This window comes from Aquibacillus halophilus, from assembly GCF_009649745.1.
Taxonomy (GTDB): Bacteria; Bacillota; Bacilli; order Bacillales; family Amphibacillaceae; genus Aquibacillus; species Aquibacillus halophilus.
Map to the genome: position 1 here is coordinate 24,372 of NZ_WJNG01000022.1, position 11,025 is coordinate 35,396.

At 36.2% G+C, this 11,025-nt stretch carries 11 protein-coding genes; 3 read left to right on the forward strand and 8 right to left on the reverse strand.

The window, feature by feature from the left end; all coding sequences use genetic code 11:
- The first annotated feature begins 120 nt into the window (after positions 1-120).
- The 3 genes from GH741_RS20245 (at position 121) to GH741_RS20255 (ending at position 3,925) form a co-directional block, all read left to right on the forward strand.
- Positions 121-2,028: an FAD-dependent oxidoreductase gene (locus GH741_RS20245; protein ID WP_153738576.1), complete on the forward strand. Its 1,908-nt coding sequence runs from the start codon at positions 121-123 to the stop codon at positions 2,026-2,028.
- 363 nt (positions 2,029-2,391) lie between these two features.
- On the forward strand, positions 2,392-2,922 hold the full coding sequence (locus tag GH741_RS20250; protein WP_153738577.1) for a Gx transporter family protein: 531 nt from the start codon (positions 2,392-2,394) through the stop codon (positions 2,920-2,922).
- A gap of 22 nt (positions 2,923-2,944) precedes the next feature.
- Complete coding sequence (locus GH741_RS20255) at positions 2,945-3,925, forward strand: polyprenyl synthetase family protein (protein ID WP_153738578.1); 981 nt, start codon at positions 2,945-2,947, stop codon at positions 3,923-3,925.
- A gap of 866 nt (positions 3,926-4,791) precedes the next feature.
- On the opposite strand, the gene GH741_RS20260 is transcribed toward GH741_RS20255, so the two are convergent.
- The 8 genes from GH741_RS20260 to spoVT all read right to left on the reverse strand — a co-directional run bounded on the left by GH741_RS20260 (position 4,792) and on the right by spoVT (position 10,883).
- Positions 4,792-5,211, reverse strand: coding sequence for a S1 domain-containing RNA-binding protein (locus GH741_RS20260; RefSeq protein WP_153738579.1), 420 nt, complete (start codon positions 5,209-5,211; stop codon positions 4,792-4,794).
- Between the two features lie 169 nt (positions 5,212-5,380).
- Positions 5,381-5,761 carry an FtsB family cell division protein gene (locus GH741_RS20265; RefSeq protein WP_338079587.1) on the reverse strand — a complete coding sequence of 127 codons (381 nt, stop codon included), beginning with the start codon at positions 5,759-5,761 and terminating at the stop codon, positions 5,381-5,383.
- Between the two features lie 16 nt (positions 5,762-5,777).
- A complete protein-coding gene (gene yabQ, locus GH741_RS22460; RefSeq protein ID WP_153738580.1) occupies positions 5,778-6,368 on the reverse strand; it encodes a spore cortex biosynthesis protein YabQ in 591 nt (196 codons plus the stop codon).
- Positions 6,365-6,667: a sporulation protein YabP gene (gene yabP, locus GH741_RS20275; protein WP_153738581.1), complete on the reverse strand. Its 303-nt coding sequence runs from the start codon at positions 6,665-6,667 to the stop codon at positions 6,365-6,367. The genes yabQ and yabP overlap by 4 nt, the downstream gene beginning before the upstream one ends.
- A 90-nt stretch (positions 6,668-6,757) precedes the next feature.
- The gene (locus GH741_RS20280; protein WP_153738582.1) at positions 6,758-7,015 is read right to left on the reverse strand and encodes an RNA-binding S4 domain-containing protein; all 258 of its coding nucleotides are present in this window, start codon (positions 7,013-7,015) and stop codon (positions 6,758-6,760) included.
- 33 nt (positions 7,016-7,048) lie between these two features.
- Entirely contained in the window at positions 7,049-8,494 is a 1,446-nt protein-coding gene (gene yabN / locus GH741_RS20285) for a bifunctional methyltransferase/pyrophosphohydrolase YabN (protein ID WP_153738583.1), read from the reverse strand.
- Entirely contained in the window at positions 8,495-10,084 is a 1,590-nt protein-coding gene (locus GH741_RS20290) for a putative polysaccharide biosynthesis protein (protein ID WP_170287675.1), read from the reverse strand.
- Positions 10,085-10,349: 265 nt separating this feature from the next.
- The gene (gene spoVT, locus GH741_RS20295; RefSeq protein ID WP_153738611.1) at positions 10,350-10,883 is read right to left on the reverse strand and encodes a stage V sporulation protein T; all 534 of its coding nucleotides are present in this window, start codon (positions 10,881-10,883) and stop codon (positions 10,350-10,352) included.
- Positions 10,884-11,025 lie beyond the last annotated feature (142 nt).

Genomic DNA, 11,025 nt, shown 5'->3' on the forward strand with positions numbered 1-11,025 from the left:
TTTATCTATTATCTTTAAAAACCATTTACAGTAAATGTTTATAGGATTACAATAAAGTTAGTTGTTCAGTACTTCACAATATAAGAGGTTTAAAAAGTATTATAAAGGAGTGAATGAGAAATGGCTGAAAAAAACATTGTCATCATTGGCGCTGGTTATGCAGGTGTTCATGCGGCTAAGAAATTGGCCAAAAAGTACAAGAAAGACCCGTCTGTTTCTATTACATTAATTGACCGTCATTCGTACCATACCATGATGACTGAGCTTCATGAGGTCGCAGCACACCGTGTTGAGCCAGATGCAATTCAATTTGATCTTCGTCGTCTATTCAATCGAACAAAGGTTAATTTGGTCACAGATAACGTTACACATGTTGATCATGATAATAAAACCGTTACTACTGAAAAAGGATCCTTTTCTTATGATTACTTAATTCTTGGTATGGGCGGGGAGCCAAATGATTTTGGTACGCCTGGCGTTGGCGAACATGCCTTTACCCTATGGTCTTGGGAAGACGCAGTAAAATTACGCGGACACATTGAGAAAACAGTTCAATCCGCAGCACAAATCAGTGACGAATCAATACGGAGAGCAATGCTTACATTTACTGTTTGTGGGTCAGGATTTACAGGAATCGAAATGGTTGGTGAATTAGTAGAATGGAAGAGTCGTCTAGCTAAAGATCATAAGTTAGATGAAGAAGAAATCACATTGTATGTTGTTGAAGCAGCCCCAACAATCCTAAACATGTTAGAGCGAAGGGATGCTGACAAGGCTGAAGCATATCTGGTGAAAAAAGGAGTTAAAATCCTTAAAAATGCTCCCATCGTTGAAGTAAAACCTGATGCTATTCTATTAAAATCAGGGGAAGAAATCCCAACACATACACTAATATGGACAGCTGGTGTTAAGGCTAACTCTGATACTAAGGACTATGGAATGTCTTCTGGACGTGCAGGCCGATTAAAAGTTAATGAGTATATGGAATCTGAGGATTTAGATGATGTTTATGTTATCGGTGATTTAGCTTATTACGAAGAAGAACCCGGCAAACCAACACCACAAATAGTTGAAGCAGCAGAACAAACAGGTATGACAGCAGCCAAGAGTATTATTGCAGAGATCAGTGGTGGGGAAAAACAAGCATATAAAGGTAAGTATCACGGAGTTATGGTATCCATTGGTGCAAGATACGGAGTGGCAGATCTAAGTGGAATTCATTTGAGTGGATGGTTCGCTAACTTCATGAAACACATAGTTAATTTGTATTATTTCTTTGGTATTAGAAGCGGCTATTATATGTTCCAATATGTCATGCATGAATTTTTCCACACCAAAGACAAACGCAACATTTTCCGGAACTTCTCAACACGATATGGCAATGTTCTTTGGAGCTTACCTTTGCGGGTTTTCGTTGCTGGTTTTTGGCTTGTAGAAGCAGGTGCGAAAATTTGGGGAGAATCAACCTGGAAAGAAGCTACATCAAGTTTCGCCAATGTACCTAAATTATTTAATGGACTAGGAGAAGATTCTTGGTTAGTCGGGTCAACTGTCCGGATGCCATTTGAATGGCTACAATCAACAACCAGCGGTGCTAGTGAAGCTGCTGATGCATCGGAATGGGCAACACCAATTTTGAGCAGAATGCCAGGGATCTTTCAGTGGTTTATGGAGATTGTCCTTCCAACTCCAGAGATGGCTGTTATCATGCAAAAAATGATGGTTTTCATAGAACTCGGAATCGGATTAGCAATCTTAGGTGGTTTATTTACTTGGCTGGCTAGTGCTGCTAGTGCAGGGTTTCTAGTGATGTTTACATTATCTGCAATGCTTGGCTGGGATAAGGTTTGGGCATTACCAGCATCCATCGCACTAATGAATGGATCTGGTCGGACATTTGGTCTAGATTACTGGGTTGTACCTTTCCTACAACAAAAAGTAGGTAACTGGTGGTACGGGAAAGAACAAGCCATCTACTCAGATTACGATAAAGCTACACAAAAGAAAAATAGTAGAAAAGCATCCTAACAAGTGAATGTTTTCACATAAAAAGCAGACCATTGCAGCGAAAGGCTAAAATGCCTTTCGCTAGTAATGGAAGTAATCCTATTAAAATAGTAAAGGAGAGAAAAGATGTGAGAGTCCATAATTTAACTGATCAACACACCGTTCTGTATTTCTTTTTTGTCCTTTACTATTTTCAACTATTAATAGCAAGTACTGTAGCAGCTAATTCCCGAAAATAACTACAAAGGATGTCTCTCCAAACGTGGTGACAAATAGTATGTTTCACCTACAAACTAGTAATCGAAATGGATAGTCAAATGATGATTGAATAATTAGTTCCTAACTTAGCTACTTGAGAAACTGATAGATTGGAAGTTGATGAAAATGACCAAAAACCAACGCCTTGTTTACATTGCATTGTTAGCTTCTCAAGCCGTAATTATAACTCTATTAGAACGAGCTATTCCGTTTCCATTTGCCATTGCCCCTGGAGCCAAACTGGGATTAGCTAACATTATTACACTAATGGCTCTATACACCTTATCAACTAAAGATGCTGGTAAGGTGGTAGCCATCCGTATCATTCTAGCGACCTTACTGGGTGGAACCATTTCTTCTTTTATGTATAGTGCATCGGGTGCATTATTAAGTTTTCTAGGTATGTGGGGTGTAAAGAAATTAGGGTCCTCACGAATAAGCCTGATTGGTGTTAGTACAACTGGTGCGGTACTGCATAATGTTGGTCAGCTGGTTGTCGCAAGTTGGATTGCACAAACTTGGACTGTTCTTCTCTATCTACCCGTCCTATCCCTTGTAGGAATACTATCAGGCATTGCAATTGGTATTGTTGCCAATTACTTATTAACTCATGTTGAAAAATTACATTATTATAGGGATTTACAAGAAATCGACTAATTAAAAGAAAGAGGGTATTACTATGCGTGTACATCAAATGTGGAATGGTTATCCAGATTTAAAAGAAGATTTATCTGTGGTACTCAAATTAATAGAGTCACATATACGAGTTCACAATAAAACCGTTGAAACAACGATCAAAGAATTAGTACACTCAGGTGGAAAACTTCTTCGCCCTGCTTATTCTCTTTTATGTGCTCAAATTGGACCTGATAATGATAAGGATAAAGCAATTGCAGTTGCTGCAGCTTTAGAAACATTGCATATGGCTACACTTATACATGATGATGTAATTGATGAGGCAGACACTCGGCATGGAATCTCTACCATCCATTCAAAATATGATAATAAATTCGCAATTTATTCCGGTGACTATCTATTCTGCGTTTGTTTTACCATACTGTCTAAGCACGCCACTTCTTTAGCTCATTTAGAGTTTAACTCCCGGAGCATGGAGAAAATATTGAGTGGTGAATTAGAGCAATTGGATTCACGTTATCGATCAGCGGTTACAGTTAAAGATTATTTATCACGTGTTTCAGGTAAGACAGCACAGTTATTTGCGGTTAGTTGTTATTCAGGAGCAATCGAAAGTCAGGCTTCTCGTCGACATACGATGAACGCTTGGAATATGGGACATCACATTGGTATGGCTTTTCAAATTATGGATGACATATTAGACTATCAAGGGGATTGTAACACATTGGGGAAACCAGTCATGGCCGATATTAAACAAGGAATATATACACTGCCACTTATTTATGCAATGCAAGCAAATCCGGGTGCTTTCCAACCGCTATTAGATAAAAAATCGTCACTTACTGATGAAGATATGGTTTCACTTACTGAATTAATTAAGAAATATGAAGGTGTTGAAAAAGCACTGTTACTTGCCCAGAGATACACAGACAAAGCAATTAAGCAGCTTAACAAGCTACCTGATGGTCCATACAAAGAAAAACTTTATCAGATAACAGCAGCATTGCTTAACCGCACCGTTTAACTATTTACAAATTTTAATAAAACAAGGCTCATTTCGTAAGTTTTGTTGTTCTTAATATTCGCAGTTGATGTAAATTGCGTCGTAACTTCTGCATTGATTTGCTCTCTTTCACTCTAGTTAAATCGCGCTATACTAACGTTTCGGCAGAATACTTCGCTTTCCATGGGCACGACCTCAGCCTCCTCAGAATCAAAGAACGATTCTTCCGGGGTCTTCGGAACGCGCTGTTCCCATAGGAGTCTACGTATTCTGCCTCCACTAGTAGTAGTGTTCTGGATTATTGAAGAATAAAACCCATAGTGTCTAAGTTTCATGAGCATTTTTCCAATTAAAAAGGGGTGTTTATCCGCATCTTAGAATAGCTTTCTGTTCAAGAGTGAAATATCACTACTCATTAATTTGAAAATTTTATTGCGTGTCGTGTATTTCCAAGGCTAGTATAGTGTTGTAAATTGATAACTATACTTATAGTATGGTGATTGGAGCGCAGGTCAGTCGACTCCAGCGGGAAAAGCGACGGCTGAAAATCCCGTAGGACAAGAAAAAACTTCGAAAGCGATACATCGAACGCAGAAAAAGTGTTTTCCTTTTTCAAGGAAGTGGTATTCTTCCGAGGAAGTTGAAGCGTTGCCCGCGGAAAGCGACTGCCCGGAGCGCAAATCAACATTGCAGTCGATTAAGAAAAAGTATATAAATAAAATTTTAAAAAGTTACGCCGCATTCTATAGACATTGTGTAAAAACATCAATCTTTAGAAAACAGACTAAAACAGAAAAGCTGATCCCCAACGTAGGTATCAGCTTTTTATTAATTAATATAACCAAGGCATTTACATTCTTTATAGGACTCTCTTTATAGACAGCAAGTTATCCTTTTTTAGCACCTCGACCTCCGCGTTTGGATTCAGTTTGTTTCTTTAAAGATGCTAGACGATCTTCAGAATCTTTAAGGAAACGGTTCATTTTCGCTTCAAATGACTCCGTTCGGTCGCCGCCTCCATTGCGGTTGTTTTTCGGGTTGCTTTTATGGCGTCCGGACTTAGGATTAGGATTATCTTTTGCCTTCTTAATAGATAACCCTATCTTTCCATCTTTTCCAACATTAATAACCTTAACTGTTACTTCCTCACCAACAGTCAAATGTTCATTAATATCTTTAACATAGTTATCGGCAACTTCACTAATATGAACAAGTCCTGTTGATCCACCTTGAAGTTCAACAAATGCCCCAAAATTAGTAATACCCGTTACCTTACCCTGCAACTTGCTGCCTACTTCGATTGACATAAAAAAAATGCTCCTCCTTAAAATTTTAGACAAACTAGCCTACTACGAGCGACTATGACGAAAGGGTTGACTTTCTCTTAAACTTGATACGAATTTTAAATAATAAAATCCAGCAAGTGCAGAAAAAGATATCCTTCCTATATATTATATATATGCAGGTAAAAGCGTGTCAATATGATGAGTCTTGTTCTGGCAATTTGAAAATTAGTTCTCCTTCTTTAGAAAAGAAATAATTAGTACGCGCTATTTGTAATACATATTCCTCATCATTCAATAACTCTATTTCCTGTTTTAAACCTTTTTCTTCTTCTTTAAGGGAAGTCATTCGCTCTTCAAGTTCTTCAAGTTCTTCTTGCTTATTTGAATAAAGAGTACGTTGATTTAAATTATATGCAATAATAGTTCCAAACGTAATCATTGCCACGATAGTAAAAAGTACTAGGCGGCGGTGTAAGCGTTTATTTTTCTTCTTTTGTCTTTCTAAATATGCATCATAATTTTTCACATAGTTTGATTCAATCTTTGCTATATTTTTTACTTTTTTAGACACCGACTAGTTACCCCCTTTAGCTTCTGAACTCATTCCACCATTTTCTTATAGTATTCTTGATTTTATTATAAAATCCTGCAAGATAGATAAAGTATTTTTTTACGACGTTAGGTGTTAGAAACCAAATTAGCTTGGAGACTAATTTAACAGGGTACCATAAAACCCTAATTATTAACCATAGTAAAGTTAGAACAATACCCCAGATCCATATGAATACAGCGACAAGAAAATTAAACAATAGTATTACTGGCCTAACAATTATAGCTTGTACTAAACGATAGAAAAAGTAATAGATTGAAATACTAGTAGAAATTAGCTTCTCCAATATGTTTCTATATGTCTTCTCAAACACGCTTTTATATGCGGCATATCCACACAAGAGCGCTAAAAGAATGTAGAAGCGCAATTCTCCTTGATTTACCAAATATAATAGATAAAATAAAATCAGTGTTTGCAATAACCAAAAACAAATCTCTATAATGTAGGAGAAAATTATGCGCTTCTTCCAATAAAATTCAAATCTACGAAAAGTATCTATTGCTGCGCCTAAATATAATCCTCCAGCAATCATGGAAATAATAGTGAAGAATTGAATGGAGAGTGTCATTTAAACAGCTTGCTAAAGAATCCTTTAGCCTTCTCCCCATGTTGTTCATCCAAGTAAGAAAGCTCGTAAATTTTACCTTTAATTGATACATTACCTTTTTCAACATCCAGGTTTTTCATTTGCAAGTTTTCACCACGAACAATTAGATAGCCCATAACAGTTTGCAAAAGAAACTCTTCATTATCAAAACTATCAACTTCTTTTACACCACTTATTTCTAAGTTTCTTCTATTATTCATCTTTATGAAGTGCTCTGTCTGTGGTGGTCTAATAGAAGGATTATTTTCATAGTAATTCATATACAGCCCTCCCTTTATCGTTATAATTTATGAGGGGAGGGACAAGTTTAGAACAAATAATATAGAAAATGCTCTACTAAATAATTTAATCTATTTAACAGCTTCCTCTTTTTTTACTTTGTACAATGTGGCCGCTTCATCCTTTTTAACAGCTTCTCTCAATGATTCCACTTGAATCGTTAAGAGCTTTTGACCGAATTGAATCGTTAATTCATCTCCTACAGCTACTGTTGATGAGGCTTTTGCTTGGTTACCATTAATTACAATTCTTCCTTGGTCGGCAACTTCTTTAGCGAGTGTACGTCTTTTAATTAACCTAGAAACCTTCAAAAACTTATCTAATCTCATTTGGATAAGTCACTTCCTTTTCATTTATTCTATTTAATTCCTTTTAGCTTTATTCCAAAATTCATCTAGCTCGTTTAACGACATTTCTTCCATCGTTAGGTTTAATTCTCTTACCTTTTCTTCAATGAATTGAAACCTTGTTTTGAATTTTAAGTTTGTTCTGTTTAGTGCTAGCTCTGGATTGATTTTATAATATCTTGCAAGATTTACAATAGCAAATAGAACATCTCCTAATTCCTTCTCAACCTCTTCTAAATCCTCTGCTTCAATGGCATCCTGCACTTCCTCTAACTCTTCATGAATTTTAGCCCATATTGGTACGGGATTATCCCAATCAAATCCCGCTTTTGCTGCTCTCTTTTGTATTTCTTCAGCTCTCAACAATTCTGGCAAATCAACTGCTATATCATCAACTAATGATTTTGGTTGTTCACCTTTTTCTTGACGCTTTATCTGTTCCCAGTTTTCTACAACCTCTTCAGCTGTTTCAACATTTTTACTCCCAAATACATGAGGATGTCGACGAATCATTTTTTCAGTTAATGTAACTATTACGTCATCAATAGTAAAAAATCCTTCATCTTCACCAATTTGACTATGTAGCATCACCTGTAATAACACGTCACCAATTTCCTCAATCATACCATCATCATCAGCATTATTCACTGCTTCGATAAATTCATAGGCTTCTTCAATCAAGTATTTTCTTAGTGATTCATGTGTTTGTTTTTTATCCCAGGGACAACCATTAGGACCCCTTAACTGAGCAATAACCTCTCTAAGTCGATAGAATTGATTATTTAATTCCTCGCCTGTTACGGGTGGGACATAGACACTTGTTAAATTACTTAATTTCACAGTTTGATCAAGCTCGACTAAAGGGATAGTAACTAACCTTTCCTGCTTACTACCTACTGCTTCCACAATTGTGACTGGATGTTCAGGAGACAAATCCTCTAGTAAACTAAGCTTAACTTCTGAAGCGACAAAGGAGTCATACACTTGACAAAAAACGAGATGGTGACGATATTCCAATTGATTTCTTTTAAAAGCCGTTGCATCTAGAAATTGAAAGCCCTCTATTGGATCTATTTTCAATGCTGAGAATAGATCATCCAAGTAACTCTGGCCACCAATAAGGTTAACAGTAATTTCCTTTTGCTCTAAAAGTAATTGTACCGTTTTTTCAGCTAACATTGGGTGACCTGGAACAGCATAGATAATCGAGTTTTCTTTAGCTTCCGCGAGTAACTGAGAAACAATTTCTTTATAAACTGTTTCAAATTGTCCTTGTTGGACATATACCGAGTCATAGGAAACAAATTCAACCCCTTCTTCTTGAAGGGTTTTAACAACAGGATGATCAATTGTCCGAACGTGAATAGCTTGATTGTGTCCAACAAGTTTTCGGTATATTCCTAGCGGTAATTGATTAATATCACCAGCACCAAGACCAATTATCTCAATTGTATTTTCCATTTACCATTTCCTCCTATGTTTAAGTTCAACGAATAGTTCACCAAAGGGAAAGGCGCTTAATTCTTTGTCAGTAAAACCGTTCCATTTGACTAATAATACAAGGTAACCTACTGCACCTAGGGAACTTACAAGTAAAACAAATCCTAGACATTCAAAACGAGATGATACCTCGATAAAGTAAAATATATATTGATTCATTATGAATAAGAATAAAATTAATACCGATGTTGCAATTAAAAAAGCACCCCAATGAATGGATAATAATTTTGTTCTAGGTAAAACTTTTTTTAGTTGTTGTATATTAAGAAGCAAAACAATCAACACACTAACAACAGTAGCCACGGCACTTCCAGTAATACCGTAGATAGGTATTAACCATGAATTAATCAACCACTTGATTACTAGCCCAATCATCACGTACAAAGCCGTATGATAAACATAGCCTAAACCTTGCAAAATAGAAGCGGTTGTTATAATTAAAGAACTAAACAATATAGCTAAAGACAAAATGCGTAGACTAAAGCTTCCTTCTGCATTCTCAAATAATAATACATTCGCATGTGGAAAGATTCCGATTAATCCGACAGTTGCAGCTACCGAAATATAAAAACTAAATTTTAAAGCACTTTGAATGTGCGATATAAATTGATCAGGGGATTGTTCTAGTCTTTTTCTGGTAATTGTTGGTACAATCGCCAATGCAATTGATGACCCTAACACAGTACCTAATTGGATAAGCGGTTGCCCTCTATCAAAAATACCTTTCCATATTTTTGCTTGATCTTCACTATACCCATATTCAATCAGATTTGGAATTAAAGTAAAGGCATCAGAAAATTGCAGTAATAACAGTAACATGTGGTTAACACTAATCAAAAAGCCATATAGTACTATTGGTCTTAAATAAAATATCCAATGAAAAGAGTAAGGTTTACTTTCAAACGGCTTTCGTTTATACCAAATAGTCAAGAGAAGTAATCCAGCGATAGATGCACCCACAATTGAACCAAAAGCCGCACCGGTTCCTATTTGATAAATATTCTTTCCTTGCTTAACTAGTAGTACTGCTGTAATCAATATAATGGCTACCCTTACTACTTGTTCAATAATTTGGGATAGAGCTGTTGGTTTCATATCATTTAAACCTTGAAACACCCCTCGTATTATAGAGGTAAACGGCACAAATAAAAATGCCATAGCAGCCACTCGTAAAGGGCCTTCTAACTTAGCATCGCCCATCGTTGATGCTATTAATCCTGCATTCATATATATACCCATAAAGAGTACTCCATTTATCACACATAATATACCAAAGACAGGCAGATAAAATGAGGATATTGAGAGTCCTATTCCATTATCCTTGTGCTCCGCGACAAGCTTAGATACTGCTGTCGGAAATCCATATAAAGAAAGCATTAAAGCTATTCCTAGAAACGGATAAATTTGTTGATAAATATAAAAGCCCAGATCCCCTGTTATATTCTGTAGTGGAATCCGGTATCCTGCACTAAGTATTTTACTTAACAACCCAGTAAATGTAAGTAATAAAGCACCCTTAAAAAGTTGTTTGGTTACTTTTTCATTCTCCATTATGTACGGCCTTTCTTTTTGGCTACTACAGCCATTACACTTTTTCCAATCATTGTAATTATACCACAACGAGAAAAACGAAAAACTCCATATAAAAATCCCCCCAATTTTAAGAGAGGATTAGCTAGTTTAAAATTAGTTGAGGTAAAACACCCTGAACTTTTGTCCCTATCTTTACATCTTATATTCTTCTCTAGTGAAGCAAAAAGGGCTGACAGAACAAAAGGATATCCCTTTTAAGTCAACCCAGATCTTGCTATGAAGTTTATTCCATTTGTCTTGCTAAAAAGCTTGCGGCTGTCTCAACTGCTTTTTCTTCAACTGTGCTGAGTTTATTTTCCTTTGATATGATCATAACACAGCCAATTGGATCACCATTTGCGATTACCGGGCTTAATACATAAGATGCTATTCTTTCTTCATTTCCGTCCACAATTTCTATTGTTGTTTCTTCTGTTTCTGAGAGGGCAGTGCGGTCTTCCATAGCCTTTTCTAATTCCTTACCTATATTTTTTCCTAAGTACTCTTTTTTTGACTCTCCAGATATAGCTATAAATTCGTCTCGATCACAAATAAATACTGGTGAACCCAGTGAATCAAATAATGCATCGGCATACTCTTTAGCAAAATCACCTAATTCACTAATTGGAGAATACTTTTTTAAAATGACCTCACCTTCACGATCCACAAATATTTCCAAGGGATCTCCCTCACGAATGCGCAAAGTTCTTCTAATCTCTTTTGGAATGACTACTCTACCCAAATCATCAATTCGACGTACAATTCCTGTTGCTTTCATATCTGCGTAGACTTCCTTTCTTTGATGATCTACCTGGTCAATAAGAAAATGTAAAAGCAGAATTAACCAGTTGTGGGTATTAGTATAAATCACACGGTCATAAGCTATACATTTATTCAAATATTTTATTGTGCATTATTTA